The following is a 20,073-nucleotide window of genomic DNA, read 5'->3' on the forward strand; positions in this document are numbered from 1 at the left end:
AACAAAATGGACATAATAATAATGAAAGCAATTCCCCTAACTATTGCAGCTCTATCTATCGTCAGTTACTCGGCTAGCAGCGCAGAAGACACCACTCATATCAAGCTTGCGACAACGACAAGCACTTATCATTCTGGCTTACTGGATTATCTACTGCCTGAATTCGAAAAAGATTCGGGTATCAAAGTCGATGTTTTAGCAGCGGGTACTGGTAAATCACTTCGCATGGGTGAAAACGGTGATGTGGATTTGGTGATGACACACGCACCAAAAGCAGAAGCTAACTTTGTTGAGAAAGGCTACGGCGTTTTACCTCGTAAATTGATGTACAACGACTTTGTGATCGTTGGCCCTGAAAGCGACCCAGCGAAAGTTGAATCTCAAAAAGCAGTGGCGGATGTATTTAAAGCGATTGCGACAAACAATGTAACGTTTGTGTCTCGTGGTGATGATTCAGGTACACATAAGAAAGAGATGGGTATCTGGGCTCAAACTAAGATGGAGCCAAACTTTGGCGGCTACCGCAGCGTTGGTCAAGGCATGGGCCCTACTCTAAACATGGCGTCAGAGATGCAAGGTTACACAATGACTGACCGTGGCACTTGGCTGGCTTACCAAAACAAATTGGATCTAAAAATTCTTTTCCAAGGTGACGAAAACCTATTCAACCCTTACCAAGTGATTCTAGTTAACCCAGAGCGTTACCCAAGCATTCACTACCAAGCAGCAAAAACGTTCAGCGATTGGTTGGTTAACCCTAAAGGTCAAAAACTGATTAACGACTTTAAGCTGCACGGCAAGCAACTGTTTGTTGCGAGTGCTGAGTAGTTTTTCGCTCGCTACGTTGTGCTAAATGGGGTTAAAGGTTCACTCTTTGCCAAATAGCACTACGCTTAACGAGTCTGCAAACCAAACACGTAAAGAAATAATAGCTGGCCAATAAGGCTCATTAATATTGTGTCAGCTATGATTAACATCAGTCATTACCGATAAAAACCTATTATCGATTCACACGAGATACTTCATGACCTTATGGCAAACAACGCTAGATGCATTGAATTTACTGGTGAATTTTGACCACGACCTGTGGCAAATTGTCGCGGTGTCCTTCAGCGTATCTTTGTCCGCCATCTCACTGGTAATTGTTCCCTCTATCATCATGGCTTTCTTATTGGCCTACACGGAATTCCCTGGGAAATGGGCGTTACTTTCTGTAATCAACACATTGCAAGCAATACCAACCGTGGTTATTGGCTTATTGATGTACATGATGCTCTCTCGTTCTGGCCCATTGGGGGACTGGCAATTGCTGTTCACTCAAAAGGCTATGATTCTAGGTCAGATGCTGATCTGCTTTCCTATTCTAGTTGCCATGATGCACGGTGCGCTGCAAGCCAGTGATCGCCGAGCAGTGGAAACGGCACGCACTCTGGGAGTTTCAACCACTCGCGTTGCCTGCACCTTGATTTGGGAAACTCGTTTTCCTCTACTGGCGGCAGTCATTGCTGCGTTTTCTCGCATCGTCACTGAAGTGGGTTGTTCAATGATGGTTGGCGGAAACATTATGGGAATGACAAGAAACATCCCTACCGCTATTGCAATGGAAAGTCACAAAGGTGCTTTCGCTCAAGGTGTGGCGTTAGGCATGGTTTTATTGGCATTGGCATTAGCCCTTAACTTTTTCCTTTCTAGTGTGAGAGGAAAAGGCTATTTAAGAACTTAGGAACGCTGTCATGAGTATAAAAATAACAACGCAGCAAATTTCAATGCGCTACAAAGAGCGTGTTTTGTTCCACATCCCTGAATTGTCGATCGGTCCGAACGATGCGATTTATCTTAAGGGCGATAACGGTGTAGGAAAAACCACTCTATTAAAAATTCTGTCTGGATTGATTAAGCCGACTTCTGGCCGTATTCAGTCACCGACACAAAGTTGGCAACATAACCTGTTCCTTAGACTAAAATTTAAAGACATCATCTATCTGCATCAAACACCTTACCTATTTGATGGTTCTGTGTACCAAAATGTCGCTTATGGGATTCGCTTTAGTAAAGAGAGCCAAAAAGATAAGCGAGCTCAAATAATTAATGCGTTGAGGATGGTAGGTTTAGAAACCCTAGCAGATGAACACATTTCTGTGTTGTCTGGTGGTGAACGTCAACGCGTAGCAATGGCACGAGCTTGGATTCTCAAGCCATCAATTTTGCTGATGGACGAGCCAAGTGCTTCTTTAGACAAAGAATCTATTGAAAGATTGGTGATTATGGCCGAAGATCTTCTTCAGAGAGGCGCGAGTTTAGTCATTACCAGTCACCAAACCAACGCGTTAACCGATTTGTGCAAGAAGCAATGGTGGATCAAAGATAACACGCTAGCTGAGTCACCGCTTCTGCAAGTAATTAAAAAGAACAAAGCACAAGAGAATATTTATGCTGCTTCCAACGCAAACTAGTTGGGTTATTTTGGCTGGCGGACAAGCCAGCCGTATGGGCGGAAAAGATAAAGGACTCGTTGAGCTCAACGGTTCCCCGCTTATTCAATACGTTATAGACAAGCTGTCACAACAAGATGTCAGCATCACCATCAATGCCAACCGTAACCTCGACAGTTACCAAGCATTCGCTCCGGTTGTTTCCGATTCGTTCCCTGATTATCCGGGGCCATTGGGCGGTATTCATGCTGGCCTTAAAAACGCGACCACTGATTGGGTCGGTTTTGTCCCATGTGATAGTCCACAAATCAGTGATGATCTTGTAGAGCGCTTTTGTGCGGCGGTAAAAGAAGACAGTGACATTCTTGTGGCTCACGATGGCGAATTCAAACAACCGGTGTTTACCCTATTCCACAAGCGTGTTCTTCCAAAGCTAGAAGCCTTTTTAGAGCGTGGCGATCGCAAGATTATCTTGCTCTATAAAGAGTGCGTCACTGAGTACGTCGACTTCAGCGATGCACCAAATTGCTTTGTAAACCTTAATACGCCAGAAGAACTCACCCAATTCGGAACGCTTCAATAATGAAAGATTCAAAACAACGCCCTAACCTGCCGTTATTAGGTTTTGCTGCCTACAGCGGCACAGGTAAAACAACGGTACTTGAAGCCCTGTTACCTTTGTTAACCGACGCAGGTTTGAAAGTTGGCGTTCTTAAACATGCTCACCACGATTTTGATGTCGATAAGCCGGGCAAAGACAGCTATCGCTTACGTAAAGCTGGTGCAAACCAAATGTTGATCAGCTCTCGTAACCGTCATGTAATGATGACAGAAACGCCAGAAGCCGAAGCTGACTTTGATTATCTGCTTACTCGTTTTGATACCAACACGTTGGATTTGATTTTGGTTGAAGGCTGCAAGAACATCGCTTTTCCTAAAATCGAGCTTCACCGTGATAAAGTTGGTAAACCTTGGCTTTATCCAAATGATGACAACATCATTGCTATCGCAGCCGACAGCAAAGTCGAATCTAACCTGCCACAAATGGCGATCAGCGACTTAGAAGCGATTCGTGATTTCATCATCGACTATACTCAGTCGTTCGACCCAGCTTCGAAAACAAATAAAGTCGCTTCGTGTGCATTTTCAAAAGACAACACGCCAGTTGTGTGTTGTGATTCTTTCTCTCCTGCAGGCCTTACCGTGACTCAAGGTCAGCAAAAGATTGTTGATAGTATTGATGCATTAGAGCTGACGGAATCTGTTGCCTTAGAACAAGGGTATGGTCGCGTATTGGCGGAAGATGTTATTTCACCAATCAATGTACCTCAGAACACGAACTCTGCAATGGACGGTTACGCCATTCGTAGTGAAGATTTGGATCTGGATAGCTACCACGTTGTTGCTGAAGTTATGGCAGGACACAGCTACGACAAGACAGTTCAACAAGGTGAAGCGGTTAAGATGATGACTGGTGCACCAATGCCGGAAGGTGTTGATGTGGTTGTGATGCGAGAGCAAGCCGTTCAAGAAGGTGACACAGTTAGTTTCCCAGACGCGAAAATCTCGGTAGGACAAAATGTCCGTATGGCGGGTGAAGACCTTGAAATCGGCCAACCTGTCTTTACTCGTGGCACGAGAATCGAAGCGCCAGAAATGGGCATGATGGCATCACTGGGTTTCGGTACCTGCCCTGTTCTACGTAAAGTGAAGGTTGGTGTATTCTCGACAGGTGATGAAGTTCAAGCACCAGGTAGTGAGCAGAAACCAAATTCTATCTACGATTCAAACCGTTTTACTATTATTGGTATGCTTCAAAAACTGGGCTGTGACATCGTTGATTACGGAATTATTGAAGATAACGAACAGAAGATGATGGATGTCCTTCATGCTGCGTCGTTAGAGACTGACATGGTATTAACGTCTGGCGGTGTATCTGTTGGTGATGCTGACTACATCAAACTCGCGCTAGATAAACTGGGTGAGATTAACTTCTGGCGCATCAACATGCGTCCGGGGCGTCCTCTTGCTTACGGTAAAATTGAAGATAAACCATTCTTCGGTTTACCAGGTAACCCAGTCGCAGTAATGGTGTCGTTCATCAACTTTGTTGAGCCAGCGATTCGCAAGCTGCAAGGTCAAACAAACTGGACACCAGTAAAAGCGAATGCGGTAGCTACCGAGCAATTACGTTCTCGCCAAGGCCGTACTGAATTTAGCCGTGGTGTGTTCACTATGAACGAATCTGGCGTACTTGAAGTTAAGACAACGGGTAAACAAGGTTCAGGCATTCTGCGCTCAATGAGTGAAGCAAACTGCTTAATTGAAATTTCACCATCGGTTGATACCGTGAAAGTTGGTGAAACAGTGACGATCATTCCGTTGCAAGGTCGTGTTTAATTAATAAAACGGCCTAAGGTGTATTGATTGCATTAAAGTTCGAACGCTCGAAGCCCCTTCTGCGATGGTTTAGTCGTAAGGGGCTTTTATATTTCTGAGCAACCTTAATAAGTAACCCATTAACTAAGTTAATCTTAAGATTTCTTACCATTACCTTGAGCGACGTACGGTTTTTATGTACAGTGCGCCCAAAGTAAAAATTCTATCGGAGCGCATCATGGCTCGTACCATTCTGTATACGTACAAAGACGAAGACAAAGAGTTACTGTTTTCAAAGCAAGAACACCGCACGATCCAAGAAGCGGTTGCTGATGCTGAAGGCATCGACATCACTGAATATTTAAAAACAGAGCAGCAGCTTGAGTTGATTTCAGATACTAAAGCAGTTCGCAACTACCAAGACAATTACTTCCGCAAGCTTGGTTTTTCAAATCTTACGCTGAAGCAAAAAGAAAACCTTGGTGTTGGTAAAAAGAATAAGTAAGTTCTTAGCGAGCTTCGCTCTTGTTAGTCGATAGCTCAAAAACACCAAACAATAAAAAATGCCGCAACTTCTTTCGAGATTGCGGCATTTTTATTTATTCTGCGTAATGTGTTTAGCTGAAAGCCATCACTATTTGATGTTTAGGAATGCAGCACCACGAACGCCACCTGAATCACCGTGTTTTGCTTTGATGATCTTCGGACACTTAGCAACAGACAGTAAGTACTTAGGCACGCGCTTTGGCATTTCTTCGTAGATAAGCTCGAAGTTTGAAAGACCGCCACCCAGTGCAACAACGTGTGGATCTAAGCCAGTAAACAGGTTCGCGAAGCAGATTGCCAAAAGCTCCATGAAGCGGTCAACGTGTTCAGCCGCTTTAGCCTCACCTTCGTTGTAAGCTTGGATTATATCAATCGCTTTCTTCTTCTCGCCAAAGTAGTGCTCGTAAATCAATTCGAAACCACGCCCCGACAGATAGCTATCTAGACAACCTTTTTTACCACAACCACAACCTAAAAGCGGTGCGTTGTCACCAAGGTGGAACCATGCATCCAAAGGTAGACGCATATGGCCTAGTTCACCGGCAACGTGGTTCCGACCAGAGAATACCTTACCTTCGTAAACTAAACCGCCGCCAAAACCTGTACCTAGAATTAGACCAGCAACCGATGGCTCGTCTTTTAGCTCATCATCCCATGCTTCAGAAAGCGCGAAACAGTTCGCATCGTTTTCGATTTTTACGCTACGACCGATTAGCGCTTCTAAATCTTTACGTAGTGGCTTACCTGTTGATGCAGGAACATTAACAACCAGCATAGTGCCGTCGTCTGCGTTTTCCATACCAGGAAGGCCAAGGCCGATTTTGCCTTCGCAAGAGAATTCGCTATCGTATTTCTTTACTAAACCAGCGATCGTATCAAGCAGTAATTGATAGTCATCTGTTGGTGTTGGAACGCGCTCTGTTGCTACTCGCTCAAGTTTCTCGTTGAATGCACCAAATTCAATTTTAGTGCCGCCAACATCGAAGCCGTAATACATGAAATCTCTCCAATTTTTCCCTAAATTCGGGCAAATAAACTCTTTAAATAAAACAACTGGGGAACATTATCCATAACACTCCCCCTACAAACCGTGATAGATAACAAACTTATCTCGTGTTTGAGTCTGTTTGAACAACAAGTCAGCACAAAGCGGTTAAAGGTTAGAGTGACATCTCATTTTTACTGTGCTCTATGAAAGCATTCAGGCTTGGTTTGGTCGGATCTGACTTGTAACGAGTCTTACTTAGCATGTAGCTTTCGCGAAATGCTTCAAACCATAGTTGTAATGTTTTGGCGCCCTGCTCTTCACCAGCTTGTTTTAATACTAAGCTCGCGACTTCTGCAGTTGAAAGGTGTTGCTCATTGTCTGACTTTCGCATCATGTACTGAGAAACGGATTCAGGTTCAATCGACAACACAGGTAGATCTTGTAAGTACTCAGAACGTCTAAAGATACGTCTTGCTTCACGCCAGCTACCATCGATGAAAATCAGTAGTAGTTTTTTATTTGGATTACGCATTTGTGGCAGGTCTTGAACCACTCGCGATTTGTCATCGGTATAATCTTCTGGGAACACAATCACCGGTTGATATTGCTCGTCTTTCAGAACATCCAGCATCTCTGTGTTTGGCTCTGTTCGGTGCCAAAGGTAAACATGGCTGTCTTTTACTGTGTCGACAATCAAACGACCGGTATTACTTGGTTTCAATATTTCGTTATCTGACAAGATCAACATTGTGGCAATATTCGTATCTATGTTCGGTTGGTGCTCACAGATACAGCTGTCTTGTTTGATTTTACAGAACTCACATCGAACCACTTTACACCCGCGCGCATTGAACGGCTTGGTAGAAAGGGACAAACGGTGTTTATATAAACGGTGAAAAGCGTGGATTCTCATGGACAATAACAGTAAATCTAGAAAAGTGGCCCGATTGTACTTACAGTATCGTTAGAATGATAGAAGGAATTCTCATGCAAGACCCATCCTTACTTCGCCTTGTTTTCTTTGTTAGCGCTTTTGTTTTGTGTGCGTTGTGGGAATATCGTGCGCCAAGAAAAACGTTGACTCAAAATAAATGGTTTCGTTGGGGAAATAACTTCTCATTAATGGCGCTTAACAGTGTTTTATTGGCGACATTAGTACCTGTTGCGGCATTTCAAGCGGCACTGATTGCGGAACAAAACCAATTGGGTCTGTTCAATAACATCAGCCTACCCTTTGAAATCATCGTGTTCCTTTGTGTCGCGTTATTAGATCTTGCCATTTACACTCAACATTTAGTCTTCCACCGTATCCCTGTACTGTGGAAACTTCATCGCGTCCATCATGCCGATTTAGATATAGACGTAACCACGGGTACCCGCTTCCACCCCATCGAGATGATTTTGTCGATGTTGATTAAGGTCGCGTTAATTTTTGTATTGGGTGTGCCCGTACTAGCCGTTGTGATATTCGAGGTCGTTCTGAATGTAAGTGCAATGTTTAATCACAGTAACGGTCGTCTACCTTTATGGTTCGACAAACAGCTTCGTAAAGTGATTGTCACGCCAGATATGCATCGAGTGCACCACTCTGTGATTGTCAAAGAGACACACTCTAATTTTGGCTTCTTCTTATCGGTGTGGGATATCTGGTTTAAAACGTATCACGCTCAACCCAAGCTTGGGCACGACAAGGTCAATATTGGTGTGCCAGAAATACGTGATGGGAAGGAACAGAGGCTAGATAAACTGATTACCCAGCCATTTAGATACAACCAGAACAAATAGAATGAGAGATAGCTAACCAACAAACGTTAGGCTTTTAGCTCGCGCAGGTAGCGGTAGATGGTATGGATAGAGATATCGAGTCCTTTTGCCGCAATTTGGGCACTGTCTTTCAAGTCGAAAATCCCCATTTCATGTAATCGAGTGACAATCTCTCGGCTCTTCTTCGATGGCGCGATGTCTGCGTCATTACTTACCTGTTCTCTTACCGTTTCGATTGAGCTGTGCATCATCTCTTCATTACTACGCGCAAAGGTTTCGGGCGTCGTTTGAGGACGATCGACATGTGGTAGCAAACAAGGGACAAGTGAATGCATCACTTCTTGAAATGGTGCGTCGAGGTTGGTGTTGATACACAACAAACCAATGGCTTGTTGTTGAGGGTTTCGAATGATGGTCGTCATTGAGCGTAAGGTTTTGCCATCGGGACATTTTGTCATGTAAGCGCCCGAAACATCGTTACCTTGAGTGAGCTTTATCAATGCTAAATTAGTAATTGGAGCCCCTACTTCTCGCCCGGTGACGTGGCTATTCGCAATTTTAATAATCGAAGGATTACGAACATCTAAACTGTGTAGTAACACTTCGGTATGCTCGCCATACATTGCGGCGATGCCATCAACGATGTTCTCGATTGCGTGCAAGATGTCATAGTCACTTTGAGATAATTCGAACACGGAGTCCTTCCTCTTTTGGCGAGAAAACCGCTAAGTAAAAATTACCAAGCGGTTCGTCTTAAAAATAGTTTGAATCAAAAACGTTTGATTACGCTGACATTATATCAATAATCGTAGAGTCTGTAACACTCATACCAGCGGTAACCAATTTTCCAATATTGCGGATACTGGTCTCAACATCATCAGCAACGATGCCTTGGTTGTGTGCCTCATTACAACGCATTGCCATTAAGAAACCATTAACTGCAGCACTGGTTGAGGTTTTCACTTTCATTGCGCAGGTAGACTTAGCGCCATCACACACCATGCCTGAACAATCACTCAGTACATTTTGAATCGCGTAGCAGCCTTGCTCAAATGATCCTTTTGCAAGATACACCATCGCCATAGCCGCTGAAGCGCTCGTGACTGTGTTCCCACAAAATGCAGACAACGGTGGATAATGCGACTTAATGTAAATCGCACCTAAGTGACTCATGATTAATGCTCGTGCCAATTGCTCTTGAGTCGCTTTAAAGTGCTCGGCAATAACCGCGACAGGGATTGTTGCAGCTATCCCTTGGTTACCGCTACCAAAGTTACTCATGGCAGGTAGCGTCGCACCGCCCATTCGAGCATCAGACGCGGCAGCCGTTTGCATGACGATCTTATTCATCAAGTCTTCTGCCATTAGGCCTAATTGAATGCCTTGTACCATAGTGCGCCCGACTTCAAGCCCATAGGCATGAGCTAACCCTTCTTCTGACAGCTTGCCGTTGAGAGCCGATGCTTCGAGTATAAAAGCAATATCGTCGAAGTCCGCACTGGTGGCAAAGTTGTAGATGCTACCAATATCAATATCGATTCCATCACAGATAGAACCTGTTGGTATTGTTTGATCGCAATCTTGGCTGAATAGAACGGTTCCATTTAAGGTTTTTTTGATGATATGAGTATGACCGCCACTGATTTCTACGGCCGCTATTTGACCTTCAGATTCTACTTCCGCATAGCAATAGATGAATTCGTCTACATCTTTACGGTGTGCGCTGACTTGGCCTGCGTCAATCAACGCTTGTGCTTTTTCGACATCTTTTCGCTGATGTTCGCCAATACTTCCAAGCCAGCGTGTGGGTCCCCACCAATCGCACCCACGGCTGCAGCTATGGGTAGGCAAATTTTTCCTGTCCCCGGAACAAACACGCCCATAGAGTTTTTGTATAAATTATCCGATACATACACGCGAACTTTATCGGGTGCACCCACAAGCATCTTGGCCGCAACAGAACAAGCGTAAGCTGCGGAGATGGGTTCTGTACAGCCAAGCGCTGGCTTCACGACGGTATTCAAAATCTCTTTATACTGTTGCCATTGGTGTTTCATAGTAAGGACCTCACACTATTCTTCAATTATTTACGAGCAGCTACTTACGACCAGCAATCGCTTCGATTTCGATTTTCACGCCTAGAGGAAGATCCTTCACTGCAAAACAGCTACGTGCAGGACAGTCTTTTTCAAAGAACTCTTTGTACACTTCATTGAAAGCTGCAAAGTCATTAATGTCTGATAAGTAACACGTTGTTTTTAGTACTTGGTCTAGGTCGCTGCCTGCAGCCTGTAAAACATATTGGAGGTTAAGTAGTGACTGACGAGATTGCTCACTCACGCCACCTTCTACAACACCACCTTTCTCTTTACACACAGGTAATTGACCTGATGTGAAAACAAGGTTTCCGAATGCGTTACCGTGTGAGTATGGACCAATGGCTTCCGGCGCTTGATTTGCTGTAATGATTTCTTTCATGATTCTTCCTATTCAGATTTGCCAAATATTTCAACTACAGTTTAAACACTGAAAACAATAAAATGCAAAAATAGTTGCAAAAAATACTAGAAAAATCATTCAATCAAAGATCTCAAAAATGAAAGCTATTTTAAGCTATTGATTATAAATAACTCAAGGGCATACTCCTATTTTACTGAATTCAAAATACCGATCTAAATCAAATAAATTTTAATCTTGATTTGAAAATAATTTCATTCGTCAATACGATTCCCACCATAATTTGCAAATAAATTTGAATTTTTATCTAGGGTGAGCATGTCATGAATAATCAACAAATCCAGGCAGGGTTAAGAGCAATCTTCCCTTTATGCGTTGGTGCATTTCCATTTTCGTTCATTGTGGGAGCGGTCAGTATTACCGCAGGGATGAGCGTTACTCAGAGTACCTTATGGTCTTTCACCGTTTTTGCCGGATCATCACAAATGGTGGCGTTAGGGCTAGTTCAGTCATCAGCAAGTATTGTGGTCATCATGTTTACGACCTTCATCATAAACCTGCGCCATATGCTATACAGCGCTTCAATGTCAGAGCACATGAAACCCTATCCCTTTCACGTTCGTATGTTGATGTCCTACGGCCTTACCGATGAGGTCTATGCAGCAACGATCAATGAGATGAAGCAAGAAGGTGAAAGTCGACACTGGTTCTATTTAGCGGCAATGGGTGGTTTTTGGGTTAACTGGGTAGTGGCAGATTTCCTTGGCGTACTGATTGGTTCTTCGTTCCCTGAAATTGCTAACTATGGATTGGATTTCGCGATGGTCGCAGCCTTTATCGCTATCGTAATTCCACAAGTTAAAAGCCGTGAATGTATTGTTGCAGCCATTGTCGCGACCTTTACTGGGGTGCTTCTTGCAGAACTTCCCTACTCTCTTGGCCTTGTAATTGCTGCCGTTGTTGGGGTGTACGCAGGCTACCGAATGGACCTGTCGACTGAACAAGCGGAACAAGAAGCGATCCAAAATGACCTATTAACTCAAGAACGTGGAGTGGCATAACAATGAATACTACGACTTTTATTCTTATTACTCTTGCGATGGCAGCGGCAACCTTTGTTATTCGATTCTCAGTGATTGGTTTAGCTGGTAAGTTTGAGATGTCGGAACGATTCAAAAAGACGCTGCGCTTTGTTCCGGTTACGGTTTTACCTGCGATTATTGCTGTCGAGATATTAGGTGCAGGGCCAGATATGGAATTTGATCTACACAACCCAAAAGTATTGGCCGCAATTGTTTGTACGCTTGTGAGCCTGCGCTTCGATTTGATTTGGGTGGTAATCAGTGGCGTTGCTTCGCTAATATTTTTCAAACACGTCATGCCTACCTTTTTCATGTAAGAATTAGAAGACTAGGTACAAGCAAAAAGGCAGAGCGTGAACTCTGCCTTTTTGCTTTTCGGATTTTAGTGTTTTCGGACGAGGCAGTTTGTGACTTCGCTAGGTGTTTTAAGCAGCAAGGCTATTTCTCTGCGTCGAATTGATACTTATGAAGCATAGCTTGTTGATGGCCTGCGATTTCACCGACTTGCTCAGAACTTTCAATCATGGATTCAAGTTGCAGTTTAGTATTTTCGCCCTGCTCGGATACGCGCGTGATTGAGTGTGTCACATCAACAGTTGCACGAGCCTGTTGCTCAGTTGCGACCATAATTTGCTCGACGCGGCCTTTAATCTGGTTAACTGCAACTTCAATCTTTTCAAAAGCTTGTTTTACATCGCAGCTCGCTTGTAGTGCATTCGCCATTTCAGTTCGTGATTCAGTAACTGACGTACGAGAACGATCCGCCGCCGCCACCAGCTCATTCATCATATTGCGGATATTGGTGGTCTGTTGGGACGTACCACTCGCTAATTTCCTTACTTCATCTGCAACTACCGCAAAACCACGGCCCTGTTCTCCCGCTCGCGCTGCTTCTATCGCGGCATTCAATGCCAACAGATTGGTGTTTTCTGCAATACCACTGATCATGTCGACCATTTCACGGATTTGCTTCACTCGTCCATCCAGATCAGCCATTGACTGCTCGTTCATATTCAAAGAATGTTCTAAAGCTTGTAAGCGCTCTTGGTTTAAACCAATAACCTGGCTACCACTCACCGACTCATCTTCTGCGACCTGAGCATCATCATTCGATGCGTTTGAAATACGAGCGATTTCGCCAATGGACGCTTCAAGTTGTGTGATTGTGGTGATCATATTCTGTAGAGATTCATTCTGCTCATGTAAACTTAAGTTGGTTTGCTCTGCAGCGTCGTGACTCACTTCTGCGGTCTGATAAAGCGTTTCACAATTTCGAGTAACTAAACGTATAGAATCGGCCGTTGAACCGACAACCGTATTAAGTTTAGAGGTGATGACTTGTAGTTCGAGTGGGCCAAGCAACTCGCTCTGCTTCGAAAAGTCATGTTCTGCAAGTGACGTTAACTGGCGTGTAATGTTTTTTAAGCCTTTGTTCATCCAACGACGCAGCATTAGCCACGATGTAATAATGATCATGGCAATCACTAAGCCACTAATGAATAACACGCGGTCAATGTTAGTAATGGTTTGATTTACGACCAGTTCACTTTCATCGATCAATTGAGACGCTGTCGACGATAGCTGATTGAGCGTATTAATCACCGTATTCGCTAGTCCAATCACTTGCGCTAAGTTTTGCTCTTGCTGTTTAACTAACTCTAGCTTAAGCAATATTTGCTTGATGACGCCCTCTTCTGTAAAGCCTTCTTTTACCATTTCATAAGGGGCGATTAGGCTCGCGAACTCTGCAATGTCCGGATGCCAATCAGAGAAATCACTGTAGGCCAAATTAAGACCTGCGATTCGGTTCCTCAATTGACGATATTCATCTTCTGCTTTCTCAAGGTCGTTTTGCATCATCAACATTAAGAAAGTATTGGCCATCGCAGATGCACTCGACGTAAAGCGGTTGGCCGCGTCACTCGCTTCTGGATTATCTTCCACTAAGAAGGAGCTAATACGATTCATTTCAGGACCGATAGAACCTACGCCGTAACGAAACTCAGCAATTTTACTGTCGATCAGATTTTGCTTACTTTGTATTTCAATTTGTGCAGAAAGAACCGTGTTGGTCATTTGTTGTAGCCGTGCCATATCGTCGATAAGGCTTTGCTTTTGTTCGAGAGAAATCGCATCAGGAAAAGATTGGGAGATAAAAAGGAGTTCCTCGAGCGTGTTGTTACTCTCTACAGCGAGTTCATCGATCAAATTACGTGTTTGGTTTAGTGTATCTAAGTCAGTCGATTGGGTGCTATAAGTGAGTAGTTTTACTTGTTCTAATACGCTTTGTGTTAATTCTGCGTTATGCAGAGCGAGTGGCAGAGCTTGTTCAGACAGAGTATCAAAGTAACCTCCTACTCGATCTATGCCACGAATACTGACCATAGATAAAAAGCTGACAAGTAGAAGGATCGAAATAAATACGGCACTCACCGTTTGAATGAGCGAGAATGTATAACGTGAGGGTTTTACCGATAAATTGGTGTCAGTCATGCGAAATCCAGTTTGACTACAAAAAGAGATATCCTTAAGTTAGTCGGTATACTAGAAGCCCTTCATTACGCTTTTATTTCAGTTTTCTTTCAGAAGAGTTACATATGAAATTCAGAAAAATGCTTGCAGTTACAATAACTTTCGCAACATTAACCGCTTGTAGTTCAGCACCATCCCCTTCTAAAAACAGCCAAATTGCAAATAAACCTCTATCAAAGTCAGAACAATTGACTACTAATGCTTATATGGGTGTGTACAAGCAGTGGAAAGGCGTACCTTATCACTTCGGTGGAACTTCATTCAGAGGCGTGGATTGTTCAGCTTTTGTTCAAATTGCCGTGCAAAATGCGACACAGCAAGCATTACCAAGAACAACAAAAGATCTGAGTAAACAAGGCGTTGAAATCGCTTATGAACAAGCAAAGAGTGGAGATTTGGTGTTTTTCAAGACGTCTTTCACCGTTAGGCATGTAGGTGTATATTTGGGGAATAACCAGTTCCTACATGCTTCTACATCGAAAGGTGTGATTATATCTAGGCTAGATAACCCATATTGGGCTTCTAAATTTTGGCACTTTAGGCGCATATAGTGTATTTGCGAGGCCACCAATCGAATTAAAGGCAACCTCATAGAGGTGCTACGCTTTCAGTCCCATCAATAAAGAGTACTAACCACAAAAATAGTCAGTAAAGACGAATAGAGGTTAATCGTATTTTGCTACTGCAGTATCAAACAGGTTCTTCACCAATGCGATATATTCATCCAAAAAAACAATCTGTTCGTTCGTCGCTTTCTTAGCCCACACGCCTGCAAGCACTTCCCCTAGATCAGCAACCACGGCATCCGCTTCTTTAAGCAACTGAAAACGTACACTTGAATGCAGCTCAGGGTTTTGCTCGAAGATCGCCATAATGTTGCTTGAAATCATGTCAGTTACTATGTCTTCGACACTTTCGTTTCCAGTATCACCGTTACCGTTAGTAAATACATCTAGGTTAAATGATAAGTGCTCGATCAAAGCTAGGTAGCCATCGGTTTCTACAACCACAATAAATCTCCGTTTTAAGCTCTAAGGCAGATTAATACGTATTAGGCTAATACTATGTATATGAAGTCATTTGTCATCATTTTATTGCTATAACGAGGATTAAAATGATCTTTGTTAGTATTTAAGTTCAAAATTGAATCAATAATACGCGAAGCTGCTGACTCAATAATAATTACCGTGCTGCTCAAACCACAACATCTCAAAGCTCTCTTTAGCAATAGCGCGTCAACCATACCAAGCTATTATTGATTTTCTAGTGGAAGTAAGGTTATTTGGTGTCGCACGTGATATTTGTTCCAACTATTTTGCGATTGGTAATTCACTTGTTACTGATTTATCAAAGGCATTCACACAGTCAGAGTTCACAAAACTGTTAATTGATCTGTACTGTCTTGTACTAGTGCTGAGAACATTGACCAGAACGTCTATAAATCACTCAGATTTGTCCTAAACTATTGCTATCAAACGATAGTATTTCACTCCAACAGTTCATTGAGGATTTCCTATGTGGCAGGCCATTTCTCAACAGCTTTCAGACACACTCTTATTCAATTTTCAGATTACCGAGCGCGTTAAGGTTCCCGATGGTGACATTAACGATTGCTATATGATCAGCGACGGTAATGAACGTTACTTCGTTAAGGTGAATCTGCGAGAGTTCCTACCTAAGTTTGAGATTGAAGCTGAGAACCTACGTTTATTAAGGGAGACTTCAACAGTCTACGTACCTGAGCTCGTGCTGATTGGTAAAACTAAAGAGTGCTCGTTTATCATTCTTAACTATCTGCCTACCAAACCACTTGAGACAGGCAACAACAGTTATGACTTTGGTGTCCAGCTTGCCAAACTTCATCAATGGGGTGAGCAAAAAGAGTTTGGTTGCGACCAAGACAATTACATCGGCAGCACGCTTCAACCAAATCCCTGGCATAAAAAATGGGGCCGTTTCTTTTCAGAACAACGCATCGGATTCCAACTCCAGCTGCTAAAGGAGAAAGGTATCGAGTTCGGGGATATTGACGACATTGTTGGGATGGTGAACATGAGACTTGCTGGCCACAACCCTCGCCCTTCATTACTTCATGGTGATCTTTGGAATGGTAATGTGGCTAATTCAGCATTTGGTCCTATTTGCTACGACCCTGCTTGTTATTGGGGCGACCATGAGTGTGATTTAGCGCTCACTGAATTGTTTCAGGGCTTCCCACCTGAGTTTTATGAAGGATACCAAAGCGTCATGCCGCTTGACGTTGGCTATACTGATCGAAAAGACATTTACAATTTGTACCACCTTCTTAATCACTGTAATCAATTTGGCGGTGAATATCTGGCACAAACAGAAGCGTGCATTCAGAAGATTCAGGCTGTGTAATACTTATCACAATAGATAAGCAGTCAGGTGGTATAAGTTAGCTTGAGGAGAATTTGTCATGCAGAAATACACAGAGAAACATGTCTCCTGCCCTCATTGCGGGCACGGTATTAATATAACGCTCGATGCCTCAAATGGCAGCCAAGACTTTTACGATGACTGCCCTGCGTGTTGCAATGCCATCCACCTAGATATGCAAATCGACGAAGTTCGAGACAGAATCAATCTGTCGATCGATGCCGACGATGAGCAGGTGTTTTAATCCAAGATTTTCACTCAAGATCAAAAAAGAGCACATGGGTGCTCTTTTTAATTTAGCGATCTGCGTAAATCGAACAACGCAAATTGAACGGGGCTGTTAGTTACTTCTGATTTGCTAGTACGCGTTCCACAGTATCAACAATCGCTTGAGTTTGAGGATCAAACTCGATATTTACTTCGTCACCGACTTCACGGCCACCAAATAGCGTGCGATTTAGCGTTTCTGGGATTAAATGTACGGAGAAACGGTTCTCTTCCACTTCACCAATCGTTAGTGAGCAACCATCAACACCTATGTACCCTTTACTTAGAACATATTTCATTGATGATTCTGGTAGTTCAAACCAAAGTGTACGGTTGTTTTCTGTTTTGATGACTTCTACTAACTTAGCCATTAACGAAATGTGACCAGACATACTGTGTCCACCAATTTCGTCTCCAAATTTCGCAGCGCGCTCGACGTTCACTTTATCGCCGACATTTAGAGCACCTAAATTCGTTAAACGTAGTGTGGCTTGCATCAGGTCGAAAGAAATTTGGTTGCCTGAAATTTCTGTCACAGTTAGACAACAACCGTTGTGAGCAACAGAAGCGCCAATCGCTAATCCCTCTACCATTTCATCAACCAACTCAATGGTATGAGTCTGAAACAACTCTTTTTTATTGATAGCAACCAGTGTTGCCATGCCTTGAACGATACCTGTAAACATAAGTTTCCTATTTAGCATTTTACTATGGCAGTTATTGTGACATTTCTTTATGATTCGTCCAATGGAAGCTTAACGATCAGTGTCTCTGATTCCTTCTGAATATTCATTCTGTCTCTTATTTCTGTCTCATCTGGAGTTATTTGTGCATCGTTACAAAGAAGAAGCCTCAAATCTAATCAAACTTGCGACGCCAGTATTGATCGCATCTATCGCGCAAACCGGCATGAGTTTCGTTGATACCGTTATGGCCGGTGGCGTCAGTGCTATCGATATGGCAGCGGTATCAATAGCGGCAAGTATTTGGCTTCCTTCAATTTTGTTTGGTGTCGGATTACTTATGGCGTTAGTGCCTGTGGTCGCACAACTAAATGGCTCTGGTCGCCAAGTAAAGATTCCTTTTGAGATTCAGCAAGGTGCATTCTTAGCGCTTGTACTTTCGCTTCCAATTATTGGCGTTCTCTTCCAAACTCAAGCCATTTTGCAATTGATGGATATTGAAACCTTAATGGCAGAAAAGACCATCGGCTATATGAATGCGGTGATGTTTGCAGTGCCTGCTTTCTTGTTGTTCCAAACCTTAAGAAGTTTCACTGATGGTATGTCTTTGACTAAGCCTGCAATGGTAATTGGTTTTATTGGCCTGTTATTAAACATTCCGCTTAACTGGATGTTTGTTTACGGTAAGCTTGGTGCTCCTGCCCTTGGCGGTGTTGGTTGTGGCGTAGCAACCGCTATCGTTTATTGGATAATGTTTGGCTTACTGTTTACTTATGTGCTGACTTCTAAGCGTTTGGCTAAAATCAACATTTTCGGTCAATTCCATAAACCTCAGTTAAAAGCTCAAGTTCGTTTATTCAAGCTCGGCTTCCCAGTCGCTGCAGCACTTTTCTTTGAGGTGACGCTGTTTGCGGTGGTTGCGCTGTTAGTTGCCCCACTCGGCTCATTGATCGTAGCGGCGCACCAAGTTGCGATTAACTTCTCTTCATTGGTATTCATGATCCCGATGAGCATTGGTGCTGCGGTTAGTATCCGTGTTGGTCATAAGCTAGGTGAGAACAACACTGAAGGCGCTAAAATTGCGACTCACGTCGGTATCATTGTTGGCTTGGTAACAGCATTTATCACAGCGGCACTCACCGTGTTGTTTAGAGAGCAAGTGTCACTTCTTTACACGGAAAACACAGCAGTAATTACCATTGCGATGCAGCTCCTGATTTTTGCTGCGGTATACCAATGTACAGATGCAATTCAAGTCATCGCTGCGGGTGCACTTCGTGGTTATAAAGATATGCGTTCAATCTTTAATCGTACTTTTATCGCTTACTGGCTGCTTGGTCTGCCGATTGGCTACATCTTAGGGATGACGGATTGGATTGTTAAACCAATGGGCGCACACGGCTTCTGGATTGGCTTCATTATTGGTTTGTCTTCAGCAGCAATTATGCTTGGTATGCGTTTGCACTGGATGCACAAACAAAGTGATGGAGTACAGTTGGAGTTCGGCTCTCGCTAACCGCTTCTTAAAGACAAGTTAATTAAACAAAAGAGCTCTGATAATCAGAGCTCTTTTTTATTCCATGTACACACTTTTTCCGTGTCCAAAATAGTTATCAGCAATGCTTGTTCATGATGCTTATCCACAAGTGTTTAATAATCACTTTTCTCTCTAACGAACCTAGCGAACTTCGGCTTACCATTTTGAGTGAAGCCATTGTAACGGAAGGTAATTCGACTGCCAATTTCAGGAGGAGACAATCGTATCTTATCGCTGAAGCCACTTCCAATGTAAAACTCCACACCATCTTCTGTGTGTACTAAAATTGAGCCCATCATCCCCTTATACTTACCAGTTCCTGTTTTATAGCCAATAACGGTCGCTTCTGCATCGTGATGTCGTTTTAGTTTTAACAAGTCATTACTTCTTCCCGCCTGATATCGGCTGGTAATCTTACGAAGCATCAACCCCTCGCCTTTAATTTCATCGACATTATCAAGTTGATGAAACAATGCCTCTTCGCTTGTAATAGGTGTGTGCTCCACATACCTAATGTGCGGTTCGTTTATCACTCTTACCCAGTGCAAGATGTTGTAGTAACGTTTCTGATAGTCGCCCGCCGCACCTGGCATATCAAACAGCATGAATTCGATCTCTTGCCACGCCGTATCACTTGGAATGTGGTCTAAGACTGTTGTTTGGACTAAGTGAAAATTGTCTCTTCCGGCCCACAGTTCTCCTTCAAGGTGAACATCCGGTAACTCTTTAACAAACCACTTAGGCGCATAAATTCGATTCCCATTCCGGGTATAAAGATGCTTTCCATCCCACAAAGCCCTGATGCCATCAAGCTTTTCGCTGGTCCAATATTCAGACACATCTATACCTTGCTTATAAGTATTTGCTAAAACCAATTGTGCTGGAGGCAGATACGAAGCATGAGAAGGAAACGTAGAAAACGCGCACAGTGTTGCTATAGCCAAGCTGGTTAGCCTCATTTCAAAATTCCTTTTGTACCTGAGCGGTTAGAAGTATTGAGCACTTT

The 20,073-nt window shown here is 43.3% G+C and carries 21 protein-coding genes and 1 pseudogene; 13 read left to right on the forward strand and 9 right to left on the reverse strand.

Features of this window, described 5'->3' with window-relative positions; genetic code table 11:
* Positions 1-21: 21 nt before the first annotated feature.
* The 6 genes from JC606_RS00550 (at position 22) to JC606_RS00575 (ending at position 5,316) form a co-directional block, all read left to right on the forward strand.
* Entirely contained in the window at positions 22-828 is an 807-nt protein-coding gene (locus tag JC606_RS00550; protein ID WP_061034058.1) for a substrate-binding domain-containing protein, read from the forward strand.
* A 196-nt stretch (positions 829-1,024) separates the two neighbouring features.
* Entirely contained in the window at positions 1,025-1,723 is a 699-nt protein-coding gene (locus tag JC606_RS00555) for an ABC transporter permease (protein WP_008217899.1), read from the forward strand.
* Positions 1,724-1,733: 10 nt separating this feature from the next.
* The gene (locus JC606_RS00560) at positions 1,734-2,453 is read left to right on the forward strand and encodes an energy-coupling factor ABC transporter ATP-binding protein (RefSeq protein ID WP_198777582.1); all 720 of its coding nucleotides are present in this window, start codon (positions 1,734-1,736) and stop codon (positions 2,451-2,453) included.
* Positions 2,431-3,015: a molybdenum cofactor guanylyltransferase MobA gene (gene mobA, locus JC606_RS00565; protein WP_017112061.1), complete on the forward strand. Its 585-nt coding sequence runs from the start codon at positions 2,431-2,433 to the stop codon at positions 3,013-3,015. The genes JC606_RS00560 and mobA overlap by 23 nt, the downstream gene beginning before the upstream one ends.
* Positions 3,015-4,832, forward strand: coding sequence for a bifunctional molybdopterin-guanine dinucleotide biosynthesis adaptor protein MobB/molybdopterin molybdotransferase MoeA (locus tag JC606_RS00570; RefSeq protein WP_198777583.1), 1,818 nt, complete (start codon positions 3,015-3,017; stop codon positions 4,830-4,832). The genes mobA and JC606_RS00570 overlap by 1 nt, the downstream gene beginning before the upstream one ends.
* Before the next feature lie 217 nt (positions 4,833-5,049).
* A complete protein-coding gene (locus JC606_RS00575) occupies positions 5,050-5,316 on the forward strand; it encodes a DUF2960 domain-containing protein (protein WP_137406429.1) in 267 nt (88 codons plus the stop codon).
* Positions 5,317-5,445: 129 nt separating this feature from the next.
* Here JC606_RS00575 and nagK read toward each other — a convergent pair whose 3' ends face one another.
* Both nagK and JC606_RS00585 read right to left on the reverse strand, forming a co-directional pair.
* Positions 5,446-6,354 carry an N-acetylglucosamine kinase gene (nagK, locus tag JC606_RS00580; RefSeq protein WP_102426447.1) on the reverse strand — a complete coding sequence of 303 codons (909 nt, stop codon included), beginning with the start codon at positions 6,352-6,354 and terminating at the stop codon, positions 5,446-5,448.
* A 163-nt stretch (positions 6,355-6,517) separates the two neighbouring features.
* Positions 6,518-7,264, reverse strand: a complete 747-nt coding sequence (locus JC606_RS00585) for a tRNA-uridine aminocarboxypropyltransferase (RefSeq protein WP_137406427.1) — start codon at positions 7,262-7,264, stop codon at positions 6,518-6,520.
* Between the two features lie 68 nt (positions 7,265-7,332).
* Here JC606_RS00585 and JC606_RS00590 point away from each other — a divergent pair, with 68 nt between their 5' ends.
* The gene (locus tag JC606_RS00590; RefSeq protein ID WP_137406426.1) at positions 7,333-8,130 is read left to right on the forward strand and encodes a sterol desaturase family protein; all 798 of its coding nucleotides are present in this window, start codon (positions 7,333-7,335) and stop codon (positions 8,128-8,130) included.
* A 26-nt stretch (positions 8,131-8,156) separates the two neighbouring features.
* Here JC606_RS00590 and JC606_RS00595 read toward each other — a convergent pair whose 3' ends face one another.
* From JC606_RS00595 to JC606_RS00605, 3 genes and pseudogenes are all read right to left on the reverse strand, one after another.
* The gene (locus tag JC606_RS00595) at positions 8,157-8,804 is read right to left on the reverse strand and encodes a helix-turn-helix transcriptional regulator (protein WP_198777584.1); all 648 of its coding nucleotides are present in this window, start codon (positions 8,802-8,804) and stop codon (positions 8,157-8,159) included.
* Between the two features lie 88 nt (positions 8,805-8,892).
* Positions 8,893-10,166, reverse strand: a pseudogene (locus JC606_RS00600) (L-cysteine desulfidase family protein).
* Positions 10,167-10,206: 40 nt separating this feature from the next.
* Positions 10,207-10,587, reverse strand: coding sequence for a RidA family protein (locus JC606_RS00605; protein ID WP_004742245.1), 381 nt, complete (start codon positions 10,585-10,587; stop codon positions 10,207-10,209).
* 302 nt (positions 10,588-10,889) lie between these two features.
* Between JC606_RS00605 and JC606_RS00610 the strand changes: the two genes are divergently transcribed.
* The gene (locus JC606_RS00610; RefSeq protein ID WP_198777585.1) at positions 10,890-11,627 is read left to right on the forward strand and encodes an AzlC family ABC transporter permease; all 738 of its coding nucleotides are present in this window, start codon (positions 10,890-10,892) and stop codon (positions 11,625-11,627) included.
* A gap of 2 nt (positions 11,628-11,629) precedes the next feature.
* A complete protein-coding gene (locus tag JC606_RS00615; RefSeq protein ID WP_137406423.1) occupies positions 11,630-11,965 on the forward strand; it encodes an AzlD domain-containing protein in 336 nt (111 codons plus the stop codon).
* A 121-nt stretch (positions 11,966-12,086) separates the two neighbouring features.
* Here JC606_RS00615 and JC606_RS00620 read toward each other — a convergent pair whose 3' ends face one another.
* Entirely contained in the window at positions 12,087-14,141 is a 2,055-nt protein-coding gene (locus JC606_RS00620) for a methyl-accepting chemotaxis protein (protein ID WP_198777586.1), read from the reverse strand.
* A 104-nt stretch (positions 14,142-14,245) separates the two neighbouring features.
* On the opposite strand from JC606_RS00620, the gene JC606_RS00625 reads away from it, so the two are divergent.
* Positions 14,246-14,731, forward strand: coding sequence for a C40 family peptidase (locus tag JC606_RS00625; RefSeq protein WP_137406421.1), 486 nt, complete (start codon positions 14,246-14,248; stop codon positions 14,729-14,731).
* Between the two features lie 114 nt (positions 14,732-14,845).
* Here the strand turns inward: JC606_RS00625 and JC606_RS00630 are convergent, their stop codons facing one another.
* Complete coding sequence (locus JC606_RS00630) at positions 14,846-15,190, reverse strand: DUF3802 family protein (RefSeq protein WP_008217871.1); 345 nt, start codon at positions 15,188-15,190, stop codon at positions 14,846-14,848.
* Between the two features lie 505 nt (positions 15,191-15,695).
* Between JC606_RS00630 and JC606_RS00635 the strand changes: the two genes are divergently transcribed.
* The gene (locus JC606_RS00635) at positions 15,696-16,562 is read left to right on the forward strand and encodes a fructosamine kinase family protein (RefSeq protein ID WP_137406420.1); all 867 of its coding nucleotides are present in this window, start codon (positions 15,696-15,698) and stop codon (positions 16,560-16,562) included.
* A 58-nt stretch (positions 16,563-16,620) separates the two neighbouring features.
* The gene (locus tag JC606_RS00640) at positions 16,621-16,824 is read left to right on the forward strand and encodes a CPXCG motif-containing cysteine-rich protein (RefSeq protein WP_102422986.1); all 204 of its coding nucleotides are present in this window, start codon (positions 16,621-16,623) and stop codon (positions 16,822-16,824) included.
* 100 nt (positions 16,825-16,924) lie between these two features.
* Here JC606_RS00640 and JC606_RS00645 read toward each other — a convergent pair whose 3' ends face one another.
* Positions 16,925-17,533 carry a riboflavin synthase subunit alpha gene (locus tag JC606_RS00645; RefSeq protein WP_198777587.1) on the reverse strand — a complete coding sequence of 203 codons (609 nt, stop codon included), beginning with the start codon at positions 17,531-17,533 and terminating at the stop codon, positions 16,925-16,927.
* Between the two features lie 142 nt (positions 17,534-17,675).
* Between JC606_RS00645 and JC606_RS00650 the strand changes: the two genes are divergently transcribed.
* Positions 17,676-19,046 carry an MATE family efflux transporter gene (locus JC606_RS00650; RefSeq protein ID WP_198777588.1) on the forward strand — a complete coding sequence of 457 codons (1,371 nt, stop codon included), beginning with the start codon at positions 17,676-17,678 and terminating at the stop codon, positions 19,044-19,046.
* 134 nt (positions 19,047-19,180) lie between these two features.
* Here the strand turns inward: JC606_RS00650 and JC606_RS00655 are convergent, their stop codons facing one another.
* Entirely contained in the window at positions 19,181-20,026 is an 846-nt protein-coding gene (locus JC606_RS00655; protein WP_198777589.1) for a DNA ligase, read from the reverse strand.
* Between the last annotated feature and the right edge of the window lie 47 nt (positions 20,027-20,073).

The sequence above is a fragment of the Vibrio sp. IB15 genome (genome assembly GCF_016406055.1).
Classification (GTDB): Bacteria; Pseudomonadota; Gammaproteobacteria; order Enterobacterales; family Vibrionaceae; genus Vibrio; species Vibrio chagasii.